This is a genomic window from Nostoc sp. (genome assembly GCF_036917135.1).
In the GTDB taxonomy this organism is placed as follows: Bacteria; Cyanobacteriota; Cyanobacteriia; order Cyanobacteriales; family Nostocaceae; genus Nostoc.
In genome coordinates this window covers 116,231-135,343 of record NZ_JBALEA010000091.1, presented here as the reverse complement: position 1 = coordinate 135,343, position 19,113 = coordinate 116,231, and the positions used below count along the sequence as shown (strand labels likewise).

The window sequence follows — 19,113 nt, the reverse complement described above, 5'->3', positions numbered from 1 at the left end:
TGAGTGAATTTTGAATTTTGAATTTGGAGCGAAGCGACGTGACTATTACCCTTAAACACACCAAAAGCAACAGCAATATATCCCTGAAGGAGGTGTTAGACAACCCGCAAGTCCAGAAAATAATTCCCTGGGTTGTGCCGATTACGGTATTAGTTCTTTGGGAACTTGCTTCTAGAACTGGTTTACTTTCAACCAGAATTTTACCAGCCCCTAGTGGCGTAATCGCTACAGCTATTAAACTAGGCTCCACCGGAGAACTGTTTCAAAATATAGGCATTAGTGCTGGGCGGGCGATATCTGGTTTTATAGTTGGTGGTAGTATTGGGTTCGGTTTGGGATTGCTCAACGGCTTTTCCCCTGTAGCAGAAAAATTATTGGATAGTTCCTTACAAATGCTCCGTACTATCCCAAATTTAGCATTAATTCCGCTAGTGATTCTCTGGTTTGGTATTGGCGATCAAGCTAGATTATTTCTAGTGTCAATAGGGGTATTTTTCCCGTTATATCTCAATACATTTCATGGTATCCGCAGTGTTGACCCTGGACTAATTGAAATGGGAAAAGTCTATGGATTGAAAACACCACAACTTCTGTGGCAAATCATTTTTCCAGGAGCTTTGTCTTCGATTCTGGTTGGTGTCCGTTTTTCCTTGGGGATTATGTGGCTGACACTAATTGTGGCAGAAACGATCGCAGCCGATTCCGGGCTTGGTTATATGGCAATGAATGCCCGTGAGTTTATGCAAACTGATGTCGTGGTTTTGAGTATTGTGATCTATGCGCTGCTGGGTAAATTAGCAGATGCGATCGCCAAAGGATTAGAAAAAAAATTCTTGGCTTGGAATCCCAATTATCAAAGCTAAAATCATCAGAGTCAAAGGTTTAAAAGTCCTGATTTTAACTTTTGACTTCTATTCATTTCGAGTGTGATTTGCTTTCTTGAACGTCTCATTAAATAATTAAATCCCAATTGTTCTAAAAGAGGAGGTTTTCCAAGTGATTTCTAATGCTATACAAGGTACACAACTAAGTATTTTGGATTTGACGAAGGTTTTTGGTAAAAAAACTGTTTTAAACTCGCTGAATTTAGAAGTTGAAACTGGTGAGTTTGTCGCTATTGTCGGACGAAGTGGTTGTGGTAAAAGTACCTTATTGCGTCTTGTGTCTGGATTAGATAAAGCAACTTCAGGCGGAATCCTACTGGATGGAGAACCACTGCGTAGACTCAGCCGCTCTGTAACAGTAATGTTTCAAGATCCACGCTTGCTACCGTGGAAGCGCGTTGTTCAGAACGTGGGGTTGGGCTTAGAAGGTAATTGGCATGAGAAGGCTTTGTGGGCACTCGATAAAGTCGGACTCAAAGATCGGGCTGATGAGTGGCCTTACGTTTTATCTGGTGGACAAAAGCAACGAATATCATTAGCAAGAGCGTTAGTCAGTCAGCCCCGTTTATTGTTGCTAGATGAACCTCTGGGAGCATTAGATGCTCTAACTCGCCTAGAGATGCAGCAATTAATTGAAAACTTATGGCAAGAGCGAAGATTTACTGCTTTTTTGGTTACTCACGATGTGGAAGAGGCTGTGGCACTGGCAGACCGAGTTATAGTGATTGATGAAGGACAGATTTCTCTGGATTTATCTGTGAGACTTTCACGCCCGCGAGATAGAAGTAGTGAAGTGTTTATCAATATCAGAGAAGCAATTCTTCAGCGAGTAATGAGCAATCAAAGTACTCAGGCAAATAACCAATTGTTGCAGTTGAGTAGTTGAGATTTAGCTTTTGTTAGTTGATTAATATAATGCTTGAGGTAGCTGCGGTAAAATAGGCTACTTCCAGATTAAAACTTCCTCTTAAAAAGCAGCTATAGCAATCGAAAATTGTTTATGAACACTCAAAAAACCTCTCAACTCTGCTCTCTGCACCTCTTGGTGATTTTTTCTATATTCACGATATAGATAAACTAGAACATAATACAATACGCTTCAGTTAAGCTCCAAATCCTTTAGACATCTCCGAAAATGACGTAGGTAAAATTCATGAATTGTCCCTACCAAGGATTTCGAGCAACGCAGAATTAATTTTCGGAGATGTCTTTTGTAGAGACGTTGCAATGCAACGTCTCTATATGCCTAAAATCAATACCAACAATTCTTAACTGAACCGTATTTGAACATAATAATTATTAATTTATATCGCTTTATTGAAAATAAACAATAAATATCAATTACTTAGATTTAATCTAATGATAATTAGAGAACTAACAGAGGATGATGCAGAAAATTATAGACAGATCAGATTAGAAGCTTTATATAAAAATCAAGATTCATTTGGCACAACTTATCATGAAGAAGCAATTAAGACGATAGAACAATTTCGGGATAGAATACTAGTAGATAACAATAACTTTATTTTGGGCTGCTTTGAGAATAAAGAGTTAATTGGAATAGTTGCATTTCATCAAGAATCCAGAATAAAGCTCAGGCACAAAGCATATATTAGTAGTATGTATGTTCAACAAGAATATCAAGGGAAAGGTATAGGTAAATTATTACTAAATGAATTAATTGAAAGAGCAAAACTTGTTAAAGAGTTAGAAATGTTATTACTTGATGTTGTTAAAAGTAATTTCTTCGCAAAACAACTTTATTTATCTTTGGGTTTTCAAATATATGGAATAGAGAAAATGGCGTATAAATTTAATAATCAATATTTCGATCTGGAGTTTATGTTTTTAAAGATTAACTAGAAATTCAGATATTCTTACTTTAATATCATAATTTATGCCAAGGTAAAATAGCACTTAATTTTTGACTAAACAGAGCTATTTTCTAAAGTTTAGCCCTGCAAAGAAAGAAGAGGTAATCTACAATGAAGCTAATTTTGCCGCTTGATATCGTTGCTGAAATTCTGCCTCATCTACCGCCTGAGACAGAGGTTGTAAGTGTAGATTTTGAAGGAAATTTAGACGGGGATGCTAGGGATGCTGAAGTTTATTTCAGTTGGTTTTTATCCAGAAGTCCGACGCTGCATAAAATACTAGAAGCAGCACCTTCACTGCGTTGGCATCATGCACCAAATGCAGGAGTTAATCACATCCTGACACCAACTTATTTGAAAAGAGATATTATCGTCACAAATGGGGCGGGAGTACATGGAATTCCCATCGCCGAATTTGTGATCACTTATATATTGGCTCATGCCAAACACCTGCGAGAATTATATGCTTTACAGGCAGAACGTCACTGAAAAAGAGGCTTTACCATCCACCATCCAAGAGTTAACAGATGCAACTTTGCTAATTATCGGTGCTGGTGGTATTGGTCAAGAAATTGCTGCCCGTGCTAAACCCTTCGGCTTAATAATAATTGGCAGTCGCCGTCATCCCCAAGAGCTACCAAATTTTGATCAAGTAGTGGGTGCTGATGAATGGCGTAGTTTACCACCGTGTAAACAGCGTTCAATAGCACTATTTATCGACAATCTGAAGCGCTACCAAGCTGGTAAACCATTACGAAATGTAGTAGACAAAGAAGCAGGATATTAAACAATTAGGTGTTGCTGAATCGAGGTATGAATTTGGATGTAGAGACGTTGCAATGCAACGTCTCTACAAGGATTTTGAAATAACGCAAACTTATTTTTCATCCCGCAATCAGCAACGCCAACAATTAAAAATGAAGAGGTACTAAAGCTTGGGTTGCATAATCCAAAATCCAAGTTGTGCTGAAAGCGCACCAAAGGTGCGATCCAAAATCCAAAATAAAATCAGGGAGTGGCAAATGGTGAAATTAATTTTACCCGATCATCTCATTGCAGATATTGAGCCACACCTACCGTCTAATAGACATCTCCAGAAATTAAATATGCGTTACCGAGAACCCTTGTTTTGACGTAGCACTGCTACGTCAAAACAATTCTTTTTCGGAGATGTCTAATCTAATATAGATGTTGTGGAAGTGGATAGTGAAGGTAATCTGGATGGTGATGCCAGTGATGCAGAAGTTTATGTCAACGGATTTTACCTGAAAACTTCTACCCTTGACAAAGTACTGACAGCAGCACCCGCACTGCGTTGGCAACAGTCACCGAGTGCTGGCGTGAATCACATCCTCACACCAAATTTTTTGCAAAAGGATATTATCCTCACTAATGGCGCAGGAGTTCACGCAATTTCAATTTCGGAATTTGTACTAGCATTCATGCTCTATCATGCCAAGAATCTGCGAAAATTGCAGACATTGCAGGATGAACACACTTGGGTAAGAGGAGTGTTTCTCGAAGAGTTGGCAGACACAACTTTGTTAATTCTCGGTACAGGAAATATCGGTCAAGCGATCGCATTTCGTGCCGTGCTAAAGCTTTTGGGGCTTGATCGATGAAAGTGCATTGCGCTCTATGCGTCAGTCTGCTTACCTAATTAATATTGCTCGTGGTGCGATCGTAGGGACTGTCTAGAGGCTATTTGGCGGATCAGTATCTATGGAGATTCTGATTCTTGAGAATCTCAGACACTTTAGTGCTGAGAGGAATGGTACTAAATTAAAATACAGCCCTTGTGTTCCCTAGTTCCCAGCCTCTAGGCTGGGAACTAGGGAACACAAGCCTTTAGGGTTTTCTTAGTGCCATTCAGTGCTGAGAGTGTCAAACTCGCCCTTGTCAATATCTTGAGCCAAACTATAAATAGACTTCTTGCAAAAGTTCCCTAACACCCCTCCCCGCTCTTCGGGAGGGGAGACTTTTACGTAAGTTAAAGGCGGGGTGGGGTTCTTGTTTTTGATTTATGCAAGAAGTCTAATCTCTTTGTGGGGTGGGCAACATGAGCGCCTTGATTATGCAACTTACAGCAGTTTTCATGTATTTGAACCACATCTGTCGTAGGGGCACAGCATGCTGTGCCCCTACCGCGTGGTCTATTTACCTGAAAATAGCTGTAAATGCCGATTAGCTTATAAAGCACTCACTGTGAAACTGCCCCAAGTGGAAAATCAGTGGCTTAAAAGATGGTGCAACTGATATGGGGCTGATATTTAGAGCATACTCTCAGGGAATTAATACATTCTCTAAAATTAGATCGTGGCTGCCTGTAGCTCTCATCCCCAGGTGATCCCAGGTTTTGACAATTCGCAAACCTGGCAGATCAGGCAGAACCAGAAAACTTCTAACTTAGGGTTCATTCTCAGTTGTCCGTGCCCAAACAACAAAGTAGCTGAGAATGGAACTGCCCGTGGTGTACTGCGTTATGTCCTGTTAAACGCCAGCCCTCTGCTGTTCCTTGGGCAATTGTCCCGGGCAATCCGCCTCTAGCTGCCATTCCTAGCTCTCGTTCAACAAGAGGCTCTTTGCAGGGGGAAAAGAAGTATCTTTGTTGTGTGCCCCTGCACGGGGGGCAAAATCTTTGGTCAGAGCTTCAACCTGCTCGAAAATATTAAGGAGAGTTTCTAAGCCTTTGGCTACAAAAGTGTCTAGCACTGCTTGCTCTAACTGTGACGTAAACATTTTACATGAATATTTTTAACTATAGGCTCATTTAAACATCACGGATCTTTTTCAACTTATATCAAGCTATGATATGCATTTCTGCCATATCTTTACATTGTGAAAATGCTATGATTGCAAGAATTTGCTAGGCTGTGTTCTCGATCACAGTATTAACGTGTTTCATCTCACTGCTAACTCAAATAAATTAGTATAAATGTTAAATAAACAATATAAGGCCTTATGACTTCTATCATGCTACGCCACTTAGATGTTTAAAGATTTAATGTATAAATGGGTTTTAAATATATTTTTTCAATAAAAATTACCTATTAGGTCATTCTAAAAAAAAATACATTAAGAAACTCATAAAATATTCAAATTTAAAGTTGAGCAGTGTAAGCTAATTGTGTAAATATAATGTTTGTAATTTTCTTTTGATCACTTGCATTTATCACATCATCGGAGGTATAATATGAGCGTCAAATGATTTGCTAGATGTTACCTTACAGATACTAGACAATGCTGGGAAAGAATTGGTTGGTTCTGGAATCTTCCAAGTGAACTTGAGCAACATTTGTTTAGGTAAAATTTTACTTTATTAGTAAAGTATCACTTAAACCAAATTGTGATCTGTTCTCTAGTTTTTGTAATCTTCTACTTCCTGTAGCCTACCCAAAGCTAGCTTTTTAGTGATCGAGGTTGCATCGTAGACACTGAGGCTATGCCCGAGGCTATCCCCTAGACTTGCAAAACACTAGGTGAATAACACTAGATACCAATTCCACATTGTGTAAACATCTAATTAACCTTCTAGGGTCAATTAGACTTGTGTCTGTGGTCTTTTTGCTGTCAGGCTTTGATAGCACAACTGCGATGGATTAGGTTTGCCCATAATTTAGGACTCAATGGAAACACAATTATGTCACACCATTTTAGTCAAGATAATGCTGTTAAAAACTTAGAAAAGTCTGAAATCATTCTTTGTAAGGCTTTTTCCGGGTCAGGTCTTACTCAAGAGCCTGAAACCTAATTTTTACCCAGGACACCTTCCTTAACAATCAATAGCTGGAAAAATTTTGACCGTTGGTGATTGAGAACTGGAAGAATTTGCATGGCGATCGCTGGACTTACCAAATCTTGGTCACTTTGATAATAATTCCTCTTAATCATCAATTACGGGCGCTGGTAATTGCCAAAATTGTTACATTAACTGGTACTAATAAGGCTCTCCACCAAATAAAAATACCTTGTATGGAAAAGAAAGATAGTTATTACCATCCTTTATCCTCCTAATAATACTCTAAGAAGACTTAGGGTTTCCTCAGTGAAAATACGGCATTAGACGAATATCTTTAATTAATTTTTGAATCTGATTAAGACTGATAACTAAATTCTGTTGTGGAGATTAGAAAATGCCTCCAGTGCTTTCTGAGCAACATCTGGGTGAAAGGCTCTTGTACAACTTAGGTGCAAAGCTTTCAGAAAAAGAATTACAAAACTTCCTGGCAGAAATGGAGATTGTGGAGCCACCAGTAGCAAAGCAGTTCTGGCAATCTGCACAGACTAATCCTGGTATCTACATTGTCCTCACAGGTAAAGTACGACTATTGGATAGCTCTGAAAATTTAATCACTACCTTTGGTGCATGGTCTTTTTTTGGCGAACTAACTCTGTTTCCCGAAGCTAACTTTAGTGCTTATGTAGTCAGAGCTTCGACAAACTTAAAACTTGGCTATTTCCGGCAAGATGTATTGCAAAGGTTGATAGAGAAGTATCCTAGCATTCGCGATCGCCTATTCGCCCATGCAGAACTTTGGGATTTGCTGTTGTTATCTCGCCATGCATCACAATTTCCGCGCCATACATCACAAGTTCCAGGAATGCTCAAAGCTTTATCTCTCTTTGAGCGCCACCAGTTAGAAACTGGCTCTGTAAATCCACAAATATCCCAAGATTCGCAACTGTGGCTATTGTACAGAGGTCAACTGGGGCATTCTGAAGGTCATTCTTTGACACCAGGTACAATCTTTGCCCAACCAGAACAAGGAGATTGGCAAGCAACCCAACCAACCATTGCCTACATTCTGAAAAATGACCATAAGCAAACAGCATTAGAATACTTCCCGGAGTTGGGGGAGTGGGGATTGGAGAGTCAAGAGTGGGGAGTAGGGACTGGGGAAAAAACTTCCCAATCTCCAAAATCTAAAATTATTCCTTTTCCCCAAAGAGAGAAGCAGTCAGAAGAACAGCCAAAAAAATCGCGTTTGTACTTTCCCAGTCCGAAAGTACAAATGGGGCATTGGTGGAAACGCATCACCAAGAGCTATCCCTTCTATGCCCAACAAAGTGCAGCTGATTGTGGCTCTGCTTGTTTGGTGATGGTTGGTAACTATTGGGGCAAACATTATAGTATCAATCGCCTGCGGGATATGACCAACGTCACCCGCAACGGTGCATCTCTGAAGGCGATGGCAACAACAGCAGAAAGCCTGGGTTTTGCCACCCGTCCGGTGAAAGCCACTCTTGATAAATTAGCAGAACAACCTTTACCTGCAATTGTCCACTGGGAAGGCAAACATTTTATTGTTGTCTATGAAATCACCAAAAAGCGGGTGATTGTGTGTGATCCGGCTATTGGTCAACGCAGCCTAACAAAAGCTGAATTTCAAGCAGGTTGGACTGGTTATGCATTGTTACTGGAACCTACAGCCCTACTCAAAAATGCTAAAGACGAAAGTAGAAGCTTCTGGAAATTTTTTGAGTTAATCAAACCTCACTATCGGACACTGGTAGAAATTTTTATAGCTTCGGTAGTAATTCAATTATTTGGACTGGTAACGCCAGTATTCACCCAGTTGTTGCTCGACAGGGTACTTGTGCAACGCAGTGTGACAACCTTAAACGCCATTGGTTTGGGGATGATTGTTTTTGGGTTGTTTAGTGTGGCTGTCAACGCTATACGGCAATATCTCTTATTTCATACTGCTAACCGCATTAGCATCGCCCTACTCGTAGGCTTTATCAAACATACCTTCCGCTTACCCCTTTCTTATTTCGAGTCGCGTTACGTTGGGGATATAGTCTCGCGCATCCAAGAAAACCAGAAAATTCAGCACTTCCTGACTGGTCAGACACTCTCCATTGTCTTGGATATGATGACATTAGTGGTTTATCTGGCCTTGATGTTCTCCTATAGCTGGCGGATGGCATTATTCGTGCTGTGTACTGTACCGCCATTTTTTATCTTGGCGCTGGCCAGCACAAGTATTTTGCGCCGCATCTCCAGAGATATTTTTAATGCAAGTACCAAAGAACAAAGCTATCTGATCGAATCCCTAAGTGGAATTCGTACCGTCCGCTCATTAGCAATTGAACAGACAGTGCGTTGGCGTTGGGAAGAACTGCTGAATGATTTAATCAAAAAAGACTTTAATGCTCAAATAATTGGCAATCGCCTGCAAATTATCAGTGGTGTCATCCAAACCTTTGTGAATACTTCATTGCTGTGGTATGGAGCAACCCAGGTAATTAATGGCCAACTGAGTATTGGACAATTAGTTGCTTTCAATATGCTGGTGGGTAACGTCTTAGATCCTTTCCAGCGACTTGCTCTGCTGTGGAATGAATTACAGGAAATCGTGATTTCTACCGAACGCATTAATGATGTGTTGGAGGCGAAACCAGAAGAAGACTTAGAAACTAAACCCCGCAAGTCGTTGGGTAAGCTTCGCGGTAACATTTGTTTTCAGAATGTTACCTTTCGTTATCACTCAGAAAGTCAGACTAACGTACTAGAAAATCTCAACTTTGAAATTAAGCCGGAACAGATGGTTGCAGTCGTGGGACGGAGCGGTTCGGGAAAAACAACCCTCAGTAAATTAATTTTGGGTTTATACCCACCGACAGATGGAAAAATACTCATTGATGGTGATGATATCAGTAGTGTTTCCATGCGATCGCTCCGTTCTCAAATCGGCGTTGTAGATCAAGATACTTTTCTGTTTGGTGGGAGTATTCGCGAAAACATTGCGATCGCTCATCCCAATGCTTCTTCAGAAGAAATTATCCAAGCAGCAAAATATGCCGGAGCCGATGAATTTATTCAAAAACTTCCGATGGGTTACGAATCTGAAATTGGTGAAGGTGGAGGTATGCTCTCTGGTGGACAGCGCCAACGCCTAGCGATCACTCGGGCTTTGCTCGGAAATCCTCGGTTATTACTATTTGATGAAGCCACCAGCCACCTAGATTCCGAATCAGAACGAATTATTCAAAACAATCTCAAAACAATTCTTCAAGGGCGCACAAGTGTAATTATTGCCCATCGCCTCTCTACAGTTCGCAACGCTGACTTAATCCTGGTTTTAGATCAAGGCGTTTTGGTAGAGAGCGGTACCCACGACGAATTAATCGCTAAAAAAGGTCATTATTACTACCTGAATCAACAACAACTCGCTCAAGTTAGTTAATTGGGCATTGGATATGGGGCACTTGTACTGCCCTTCTCTACGAGACGCTACGCGAACGACTATGCTCAGGAACCGCGACTTGTGCCGAGCATCTCGACTTCGCTCGATGGAGCCGAAGCCGAGGTAAGTCGAAGTATTGGCCACTTGTACTGAGCGAAGCCGTTGGCGAAGCCTCTCGAAGAGAAGTATTGGGCATTAATAATTCTTCTTCCTCTGCTCCCCCCACTCCCAATTACCCCTTATCCCCAGAGGTGACCCCACCTTCCCCTATCCCAACTCCCCTATCCCAAATAAAGCCATGCCAAATCCCAATAGATCATCCCCACTTCCCCAAGATGAGCATCAAAGTTACACACAGCAAGAAGAATCGGTAGAGTTTAACGAGCAGACCGAGGCAGAAAATGACAGTCAAGATTTGCACTACGGTACTGAAGGATTGCTCAATGCCTTACCTAGAGTTTGGACTCGTGGTTTGTTGTATGTACTCATCGCCTTTACTGGTCTATTCTTACCTTGGGCAACTCTCTCGAAAGTAGATGAGACTGCCAGCGCCAGAGGGCGTATAGAACCTCAAGGCGCAACTCAAAAATTAGACTCTCAAACTGGTGGGAGTGTCAAAGCAGTTATGGTCAAAGAAGGAGATACAGTCAGAGCCGGACAGGTTCTAATGGAACTGGACTCCGATTTGCTGCAAACAGAACTGCAACAAGTCCAAAGCAAATTGCAAGGGCTACAAAATCGGCAATCCCAACTGGAATTGCTCAAAAATCAACTGTTAATGTCAACTAGCCTTTTAGAGCAACAAAATAAATCCCAAGAATTAGAAAAAACCGCTCAACTTAACCAGGTACAGCAAAATCTGGATGCCAAATTGAGTAGCTATAACGTCCAGAAGTTAGAAAAACAATCATTAGTTAAACAAGCAGAGGAGCAAATTTCCACCAGTCGAGATGATCAGGAATCGGCTAAAACCCGTTTGAGTATAGATTCTAGGCAAGTTGCCCGTTATACTAAACTCGTTAACGAAGGGGCGGTTTCTGATACCCAAATTGATGAACTCAAAAAACAAGAGCAAGAAAGCAAACGACTTTATCAAAAGTCCATATCAGATATTAAACAAGCCCAATTGCGTTTAGCCCAAGAGCTAAATAGTTATCAGGTAACTATCAAAACCTTGGAGTCTGATATCAAACAAGCAAAACTCAGACTGCAAGAGGAACAAAGTAGCTATAAAAGTGTTGTGCAAGCCGGAGAACTGGCTGTAATGAAAAATCAGGAACAGCTAAAAGATATACAGACACAAATAACCGCAACGCAATCAGACGTCGCTCAGGCTAAAAGCGAGCTGACATCTACAAGACTTCAAATTCAGCAACGAGTGGTGCGATCGCCAATTAATGGCGTGATTTTTGAATTACCCACCACTAAGGCAGGTGCAGTGGTACAAGTCGGTCAAAGGATTGCCCAAATCGCACCCAACAATGCAGACTTCGTACTCAGAGCAAGTATGCCTAATCAGGATAGCGGTTTCTTGAAGGTAGGAATGCCAGTAAAAGTCAAGTTTGATGCTTATCCCTTCCAAGAGTATGGCATTGTGCCAGGAAAAGTTACTTGGATCTCTCCTGACTCGAAGGTTAGCCAAACACCCCAAGGCAACACCGAAACCTATGAGTTAGTAATCACCCTAAACCAGCAGTATGTCCAAAGTGGCAACAAACATATTCGATTAGGTGCCGGACAGACAGCAAATGCTGAAGTCATCATTCGTCAACGGCGGGTGATTGACTTTGTTCTAGATCCGTTCAAGAAGCTGCAAAAAGGCGGTTTACAGATGTAGTTAGAGCGATCGGGACTGGGGACTAGGGACTAGGGACTAGGGAAGAGTTTTTCTAATATCCAATATCCAATACCCAATACCCAATACCCAATACCCAATACCCAATACCCAATACCCAATACCCAATACCCAATACCCAATATCATGTTATGCCCCACAATCTGACCATTTCTAGTTCAGATATCATTCACAGTCTCAAACTCTCCTGTCAGATCCCTGATGTTGTGGAAGCGATCGCATCCCAAAGTATTATTGCTGAAGCGGCTCAAGAGGCAGGAATTACAGTCACACCAGAAGAAGTACAGGAACAAGGAGATGAATTAAGGTTCGCGAAGAAGCTTGTTAAAGCTAAAGACACCTGGACATGGCTAGAAAAACACCACCTGTCTGTGAATGAGTTTGACGAATTAGCCTACAACAACATTCTTTCGCGGAAGTTAGCGAATCATCTATTTTCCCATCAACTCGAAAAACACTTTTATGAACACCAACTAGAATATATCGCCGCCGTTACCTACGAAGTCGTCTTCGAGGATCGGGACTTGGCTTTAGAGGTTTTTTATGCCCTAGAAGAAGGCGAAATCAATTTTCCAGAAATCGCTCGTTTATATATCCCAGCACCAGAACTCCGCCGTGCTTATGGATATCAAGGACTCCGATATCGCAAAGATTTTCGTCCAGAGATTGGAGCGGCTGTATTTGCTGCTGCACCACCAGAAGCTCTCAAACCGATTACGACTCCCAAGGGAGTGTATTTAATTTGGGTGGAAGAAGTCATTCAACCCCAATTAGATGAACAGTTGCGCCAAAAAATCATTACAGAATTATTTGCTGATTGGTTAAAGCAACAAATCAACGCGATGAAAATAGTTACTCAAATAGACTCAGACGGATCGCCGAAGGAATCACTAGATATGTTATTCACCAAGACTAAATAAGTTTTGAAATTCCAAATATTTTTGTAGCTCACTTATTTCTCCTAATTTAGGATAGATATGTCTAGCCTTCAAAAAGCTTGTGGATACAGGTATTCTTTACTTAAAAACTCAATAATTTTTCTTTTTTAGTGTTTTGTAAATAAATCTACAAAGTGCTATTTTAGCGCAATTAAAAAACTACCTTAAATTGCTATAACTCTTGCTAGGCGGCAATAATTTTCATTACTGCCTAAATTTCCGATCCGATTTTTTCTATTTTCAATTAATACTGTAAATGATGATAATCCAACTTAAGCATATTAGTTTTTTTAATCGAATATTTCTCAAAAAAGATTGACTTTCTTGAAAAATAAGCTATATTAAGTATGTAGGCAACAAAAACAATTTGGCTACAAAGATTCCAAAACAAAGTTACGAAATTTAGGAGAAACTCAAATGATTATTTCTGATCTAAACTACTTAGAAGTTAGTGTTTCCGTAGGAGACGTGCTTGGTGGTGGTCATCATCGTTATAATGCCCCAGCCCCAGCCCCAGCACCTAAGCCTACCCCCAACACCGCTAGTGGAAATCTTAGTGTTACTGCAACCGGCAACACAACAAACACTGTAGGTAATCTTGTTATCAGCGTTACTCCTACTAGTTCTTCCGTTTACGCATCAGGCTCGGCTTCTAGCAGCTGATAGTAATTAAATAGGTCGGCGCAATTAAAGCTAACTGGCGAGGGCTATGCTTTGTGTTTAGTCATTCGTAAGGGTTTTAAACCTGTTTACGTTTAGTAACATAATTTGGTTTATTTCCAGTGACCGACTTATTTAATAAGAATTAAACTCTACTCACAAAAAGTATTAACTTTTGCAAGTAGAGTTAGGCTCAAAAATCTAGTAGATTCATAAATCGCCGAAGGCTCTTAGCTCATTTGAACCTTCGGCTTTTACCTAAAATACATTGTTTGACCTCAAAGAGATGTTTTCGCAATAAATTTTTACAATATGTAGTCCTCAACCCAGGCTACACTCTGTGCTGTCTGCCCGCCCTGAATTGAAACTCTGGGTTAATAGTAATAACAATACCTTCGCCATTTTTTTGTAGGTTGGGTTGAGCGAAGGGAAACCCAAGGTATTTGTTTGGTTTCGTGCGTCAACCAAACCTCCGAATCTAGGCATTTTTCGATTTGGCGTGTAATAAGTGAAACACTTTCCCGTAGCCTTAAGCCTTTGGTAAACCCATGAAAGGTAGAGAAAGGTAAAATTCGTTTTAACGAAGTACAAAATTGCACAAATTCGTACCCAATTAAATTTGGGATAACTCTGCGTACCTCTGCGTTGAAAAAAGCTACAAACTTAAGAAATGCTGTACTAAGTTTAGTGAGTAATCAATCAGTGGATTTTAAGCGAGTTCAGTTATAAGTTTCAGAAACTTGAGTTCCTTGCAGATATGGGAATAAAAGATTAATTGAATTTGGAGGAAAGCGACGTGACTACAATTTCTGAGGCTCTCCAACTCGCAAGCAAATATCAACGAGCCAAGCTCTTCACCCAAGCCGAAGAGGTTTATTGTCAAATAATAGACGTAAATCCCAAGCAGTCAGAGGCGTTATATGGATTAGGTATGCTGGCGCAGCAGCAGGGAAAATATCAAAATGCAGAACAATTTTTTCAAGCAGCCCTGCAATTAGAGCCACAAGCAGCCGCAATACACAACAGCTTGGGGTTTACTCTCCAACAACAGGGTAAACTAGAAGAAGCGATCGCCTGTTATAAAAAAGCACTGGAAATTCTCCCCGACTGCATAGAAGTGCAAATCAATATCAGTAATATTCTTCACATTCAAGGAAAGCTGTCACCAGAAGAACAAGTCCGCTATGCAGACTTAAATCATGAATTTGCTTTCGGTAAGCAACAGGCAGGCGATTTCAAGATAGCAGAGTTATATTATCGTCAAGCTATTGCATTGCAGCCAGATTTTGTATCAGCTCATACTAATTTAGGAGATGTACTCCAAAAACAAGGGCGATTAAATGAGGCGATAAATTCTCACCAACAAGCAATAAAAATTAAACCAGATTATCATTATGCCTATCATAACTTAGGGTATGTTTTCGAGGAACAAGGAAAATTCCAGAAAGCAATAGAAGCTTACAAAACCGCTTTAAATATTCAACCTGATTTTGCAATTAGCCATAACAACTTAGGAAATATTATGGCGGCACTCAATCTATTTGATGCCGCCATAGAATCCTATCAACAAGCTATTAAAATTCAACCTGATCTTGATTATATCCATCACAACTTAGGAATAGCATTTACACATAATAACAAAATGCAAGCAGCAGTAGAGGCGTTTGAACAAGCTGTCAAACTTACGCCAAACTATGCTAGCGCTAAATTGGGTATTTGTATCAGCCAACTGCCAATTATTTATTCTAGTGTTGATGAAATTGAATTCAGACGAAATCAGTATCAACAGCATTTACAAAATTTAGCTAAAGGTTATGAATTAGCTAATCAGGAAGAACGGGCAAAAGCAGCCGAGGCTGTGGGAGCATTTCAGCCCTTTTATTTAGCATATCAAGGCTTAAATGACCGAGACTTACAGCGAAATTATGGGGAAATGATTTGCCAGATTATGTCGAGTCGCTATCCCCAATATAGCCAGCCGCTTGCTATGCCAATTTTAGATAAAAATCAAAAGGTTCGGGTTGGTATTATCTCAGCATTTTTCTATAATCATTCTAATTGGAAAATTCCTATTAAAGGTTGGATAGAAAATCTAGATAGAAGTGAATTTGAACTATTTGGTTATCAGCCTGGGATAAAAAAAGACAATTTAACAATCAGTGCCAACAAGACTTTTGATAAATTTATTCATGGTGTTCAGTCAGTTGAACAGTTGTGTGAAATAATATCGCAAGATAAATTACATATCCTAATTTTCCCAGAATTTGGGATGGAGCAAATGACAGTCCAACTTGGTTGTCTCAGATTAGCACCAATTCAAATGACATCTTGGGGACACCCTGATACCAGTGGATTACCGACAATTGACTATTACTTGAGCAGTGATTTAATGGAAACAGAAAATGCTCAAGAACATTATACAGAAAAATTAGTTAGATTACCAAATCTATCTATTCATTACATACCTTTAGGAATTATACCCGCAGAAATTAAGAAACCAGATATAGGTTTAAAAGAGGATGATATTTTCTTCTGGTGTTGTCAGTCATTATTTAAATATTTGCCAAATCATGATGATGTTTTCTCCTCCATTGCTAAAGAGTTAGAGAATTCTAAATTTGTGTTTATTAAACACCCAAGTGAAGAGGTTACAGAAGTATTTCGCCAACGTTTAAACCATGCTTTTGCAGCATTAGGGTTGGATTATCAAAATCACTGTTTATTTTTGTCTAACCTGAATGACAGTGATTTTGCTGGGACTACAGCTTTAGCAGATGTCTTTTTGGATAGTATTGGTTGGTCTGGATGTAACTCTACCCTGGAATCTATTGCCCATAATATTCCGGTTGTCACTTTACCAGGAGAACTGATGCGGGGACGGCATTCTCTGGCAATTTTGAAGATGATGGGTATAGAAGAGACGATCGCTTCAAATAAAGCAGAATATGTGCAAATAGCCATCCGTCTGGGGAAAGATGCTGAATATAGGCAATATATCTCCCAGCAAGTTGCAGAAAATAAACATAAATTATATGGCGATTTAAAGCCAGTCAGAGCGCTAGAAGATTTTCTTTTGCAGGTGGTTAATAAACCAAGACAATTTGATGCCCAAGATGTTGCTGAACTGTTTCAACTTGCAGTTCAACATCATCGAGCTAATCGCTTAGACGAAGCTGAACAGCTATATCGTCAGGTGATAGAAAAACAACCAGACTATTCAGAAGCATTATATGGGTTAGGGATACTGGCACAGCAGAAAGGTGCATTTACCGAGGCGGAGAAATTTTTGAGTGCAGCTTCGCAAGTTCAGCCTAACGCTGTGAAAATTTGGTTTAGTTTAGGCAATTTGCGTCAAGCCCAAGGACAATTACCAGAAGCTGAAGACGCTTACCAAAAAGCTATTGCCTTGCGGCCAGATGCCGGGACAATTTACAACAATTTGGGCTACACCTTGCAACAACAAGGTAAATGGGAGGAAGCGATCGCATCTTATCAAAAATCTCTGCAATTTCAGCCCAACTGCATAGAAGCGGAAGTCAATTTAGGGAATGCGCTTTTTGCCCAAAGGAAGCTCTCAACAGAGAAACAAGCCTATTATGCTGACTTGAATTATCAGATGGGCATTGTCCGCCAACAAGCAGCTGATTGGCAAACTGCTGTTGTTTATTATCGATCTGCGATCGCACTACAACCTGATTTGGTAGAAGCCCATAATAACTTGGAGGTGGTACTGAAAGAACAAGGAAAGATGGAAGAAGCGCCACCAAACAGCCCGTCGTAGATATTGCTTGCGATCAAAAAGCTTTGAATCTTATAGCCGTTTTCAATTCGGTGAGGTACAGGTATACAGACAGACCTAATGCGATGTGCGACTTATTCTTGGAACCCCTCTCCAAACCTCTCCCCGAAACGGAGAGAGGCTTTGATTCTTGCTCCCCTTCCCTTGTAGGGAAGGGATTGGGGGTTAGGTTTGAGATAAAGTTGCACACGGCGTGACCTAATTCCCTAACCCCGTTCCGACGCGGGAAGAGGAAAATTTCCCAGCTTCTCTACTAAGAAGCAGGGAGGTCGAAACTATACCTCACCCAATCGAGAACTACTACAACTAACAAAATCAATAGAGGTTTTTATGTCATCAAGAGCAGGACTAAGAGGTATACGCTCAAACTCAACTATTTTCAATGGCAGACTCAGACTCAATCTCAATCCCAGCCCAGCTCCCACTTCCGATTCTAATCCTAATTATGCTACTGCTCAAGGGGATACTACTTTTTCAGACTATAGTCAAAATCCCTCATCAACCTTGACTGATGCCCAGGTGAACTTATTAGTTCAAGGTGGCGTAGTTAATGCTATTGGTAATGCTCGAACGAGTTTTAGCAATGACCCAACTTTTTCCTCACTCTTCACCAATGCTACAGTCACTGGATCAGATGGTCAGTTTACAGGTAATTCCAACACCGAAACAAAGGTAGTTGCTAGTTTTACAGTTGGCGCCGATCAACTCTTCTCTTTTGACTTTTCAGCAAATTTGGCACTGACAGCTAAAGAAATTGAAAATAGTAACGTTGAATATAACAAGGCTCAGTCTAAAAGCACTTTTTTAGTGTTAGACACCACAAACCCTAATAATCCCGTAGTTATAGATTATTTTGGCGTCCAGGGTAAATTAGTCTCCTCTAATCAACTGGGGAATCTAACCTTTAGTCGTAGTCGCAATGTTACGATTGACAGTCGTAATAAAAGTTATGATATTGATGGCAACAATGGTAGTGACTTCGTGAATGGTAGTGCTGTTGGGACTTATCAACGGACTTTTAATAGCGATACTAACCTAACTATAGTCGAAATTAATACCAGTAATGTTGAATTGGCAGGAGATACTTTAATTGGCAACCTGGGTCAAGATTTTATCTATGGCACGATTTGGAACGATAATCTGACGGGAACCAACGGTGCGGACAAAATTTATGCCAGCTTAGGGAATGATACGCTAAATGGAAATAGAGGTGATGATATCCTCGACGCCGGACAAGGTAATGATTTGCTAAAAGGTGGCGCTGGCAATGATACACTCTATGGAGGTTTGGGTAATGATACTCTGATTGGTGGTGCCGGAAGTGATGTCTTGGTTGGTGGGGCTGGTAATGACACATTTACTTTCAAACGTAGCGATACCTTGTTTAAAAATGACTTTGATACCATTCAAGATTTCCAGGTTGGTATTGATCAGATTGTATTAGATGGTTGGACAAAGCTAGGTAGTATAGCAGATACCAGTAATGGTGCTATCCTCACATTAGGTTCTTCATTTAATCAAGAAACAATACTAATTTCCGGTGTGAGTGCCAGTCAGATTAATAACTCTCAATCAATATTCTTTACTTAGGTGATTTCCGAGAAAGAAAATACCTGTGTTGGCGAGTTTCGACACTTCGACTACGCTCAGTGCATCGCTTCGCTCAACTCTCGATCTCTCAGTTGGTTGAGCGAAGTCGAAACCAACGGCGGCGGTATATTTATTCCTGTAAATCGCCTTAAGGCTAATTGCTTGTTTCATTCCCGAAAAGACTCTGATTTACAAGCGTCTAAGTTAAAACAATCAGGTAATTAAAAAATCTGACCGCCCAATAAAATAGGGATGGCTTTTCTGTGAGAGGCTTTGCTAACCGTAAACTCTATGATGTCGTTGAGTTAGTAATCGAAAAGTTC

At 40.4% G+C, this 19,113-nt stretch carries 15 protein-coding genes; 14 read left to right on the top strand and 1 reads right to left on the bottom strand.

The features are described from left to right. The first annotated feature begins 38 nt into the window (after positions 1–38). From V7K50_RS29405 to V7K50_RS29375, 7 genes are all read left to right on the top strand, one after another. On the top strand, positions 39–863 hold the full coding sequence (locus V7K50_RS29405) for an ABC transporter permease subunit (RefSeq protein WP_334966342.1): 825 nt from the start codon (positions 39–41) through the stop codon (positions 861–863). A 136-nt stretch (positions 864–999) separates the two neighbouring features. Further along, on the top strand, positions 1,000–1,770 hold the full coding sequence (locus tag V7K50_RS29400; RefSeq protein ID WP_442944681.1) for an ATP-binding cassette domain-containing protein: 771 nt from the start codon (positions 1,000–1,002) through the stop codon (positions 1,768–1,770). Between the two features lie 473 nt (positions 1,771–2,243). Then, positions 2,244–2,747: a GNAT family N-acetyltransferase gene (locus V7K50_RS29395; RefSeq protein ID WP_334966338.1), complete on the top strand. Its 504-nt coding sequence runs from the start codon at positions 2,244–2,246 to the stop codon at positions 2,745–2,747. A 122-nt stretch (positions 2,748–2,869) separates the two neighbouring features. Beyond that, entirely contained in the window at positions 2,870–3,247 is a 378-nt protein-coding gene (locus V7K50_RS29390; RefSeq protein ID WP_334966336.1) for a hypothetical protein, read from the top strand. Continuing rightward, a complete protein-coding gene (locus V7K50_RS29385) occupies positions 3,222–3,545 on the top strand; it encodes an NAD(P)-dependent oxidoreductase (RefSeq protein ID WP_334966334.1) in 324 nt (107 codons plus the stop codon). The genes V7K50_RS29390 and V7K50_RS29385 overlap by 26 nt, the downstream gene beginning before the upstream one ends. A 406-nt stretch (positions 3,546–3,951) precedes the next feature. Continuing rightward, entirely contained in the window at positions 3,952–4,380 is a 429-nt protein-coding gene (locus V7K50_RS29380) for an NAD(P)-dependent oxidoreductase (protein WP_334966332.1), read from the top strand. A 16-nt stretch (positions 4,381–4,396) separates the two neighbouring features. Next, positions 4,397–4,456 (top strand): hypothetical protein, encoded by a 60-nt coding sequence (locus tag V7K50_RS29375; protein WP_334966605.1) that lies wholly within the window; start codon positions 4,397–4,399, stop codon positions 4,454–4,456. Positions 4,457–6,505: 2,049 nt separating this feature from the next. On the opposite strand, the gene V7K50_RS29370 is transcribed toward V7K50_RS29375, so the two are convergent. Beyond that, positions 6,506–6,649 carry a hypothetical protein gene (locus V7K50_RS29370; protein WP_334966330.1) on the bottom strand — a complete coding sequence of 48 codons (144 nt, stop codon included), beginning with the start codon at positions 6,647–6,649 and terminating at the stop codon, positions 6,506–6,508. A 242-nt stretch (positions 6,650–6,891) separates the two neighbouring features. Between V7K50_RS29370 and V7K50_RS29365 the strand changes: the two genes are divergently transcribed. The 7 genes from V7K50_RS29365 to V7K50_RS29335 all read left to right on the top strand — a co-directional run bounded on the left by V7K50_RS29365 (position 6,892) and on the right by V7K50_RS29335 (position 19,015). After that, the gene (locus tag V7K50_RS29365; protein ID WP_334966328.1) at positions 6,892–9,948 is read left to right on the top strand and encodes a peptidase domain-containing ABC transporter; all 3,057 of its coding nucleotides are present in this window, start codon (positions 6,892–6,894) and stop codon (positions 9,946–9,948) included. Between the two features lie 298 nt (positions 9,949–10,246). Further along, the gene (locus V7K50_RS29360; RefSeq protein ID WP_334966326.1) at positions 10,247–11,785 is read left to right on the top strand and encodes an HlyD family efflux transporter periplasmic adaptor subunit; all 1,539 of its coding nucleotides are present in this window, start codon (positions 10,247–10,249) and stop codon (positions 11,783–11,785) included. A gap of 149 nt (positions 11,786–11,934) precedes the next feature. Continuing rightward, positions 11,935–12,723 carry a peptidylprolyl isomerase gene (locus tag V7K50_RS29355; protein WP_334966324.1) on the top strand — a complete coding sequence of 263 codons (789 nt, stop codon included), beginning with the start codon at positions 11,935–11,937 and terminating at the stop codon, positions 12,721–12,723. Between the two features lie 435 nt (positions 12,724–13,158). Continuing rightward, complete coding sequence (locus V7K50_RS29350) at positions 13,159–13,404, top strand: hypothetical protein (RefSeq protein WP_334966322.1); 246 nt, start codon at positions 13,159–13,161, stop codon at positions 13,402–13,404. Positions 13,405–14,197: 793 nt separating this feature from the next. Then, complete coding sequence (locus V7K50_RS29345; RefSeq protein ID WP_334966320.1) at positions 14,198–17,182, top strand: tetratricopeptide repeat protein; 2,985 nt, start codon at positions 14,198–14,200, stop codon at positions 17,180–17,182. Positions 17,183–17,530: 348 nt separating this feature from the next. After that, on the top strand, positions 17,531–18,790 hold the full coding sequence (locus V7K50_RS29340; RefSeq protein ID WP_334966318.1) for a calcium-binding protein: 1,260 nt from the start codon (positions 17,531–17,533) through the stop codon (positions 18,788–18,790). Then, a complete protein-coding gene (locus V7K50_RS29335) occupies positions 18,791–19,015 on the top strand; it encodes a hypothetical protein (protein WP_334966316.1) in 225 nt (74 codons plus the stop codon). The last annotated feature ends 98 nt before the right edge of the window (positions 19,016–19,113 follow it).

Excerpts from the sequence above, each read along its gene's own strand:
- V7K50_RS29385 (WP_334966334.1), top strand. The coding sequence starts at position 3,222 with ATGCTTTACAGGCAGAACGTCACTGAAAAAGAGGCTTTACCATCCACC.
- V7K50_RS29370 (WP_334966330.1), bottom strand. The coding sequence starts at position 6,649 with ATGATTAAGAGGAATTATTATCAAAGTGACCAAGATTTGGTAAGTCCA.
- V7K50_RS29365 (WP_334966328.1), top strand. The coding sequence starts at position 6,892 with ATGCCTCCAGTGCTTTCTGAGCAACATCTGGGTGAAAGGCTCTTGTAC.
- V7K50_RS29395 (WP_334966338.1), top strand. The coding sequence starts at position 2,244 with ATGATAATTAGAGAACTAACAGAGGATGATGCAGAAAATTATAGACAG.
- V7K50_RS29350 (WP_334966322.1), top strand. The coding sequence starts at position 13,159 with ATGATTATTTCTGATCTAAACTACTTAGAAGTTAGTGTTTCCGTAGGA.
- V7K50_RS29360 (WP_334966326.1), top strand. The coding sequence starts at position 10,247 with ATGCCAAATCCCAATAGATCATCCCCACTTCCCCAAGATGAGCATCAA.
- V7K50_RS29355 (WP_334966324.1), top strand. The coding sequence starts at position 11,935 with ATGCCCCACAATCTGACCATTTCTAGTTCAGATATCATTCACAGTCTC.
- V7K50_RS29390 (WP_334966336.1), top strand. The coding sequence starts at position 2,870 with ATGAAGCTAATTTTGCCGCTTGATATCGTTGCTGAAATTCTGCCTCAT.
- V7K50_RS29340 (WP_334966318.1), top strand. The coding sequence starts at position 17,531 with ATGTCATCAAGAGCAGGACTAAGAGGTATACGCTCAAACTCAACTATT.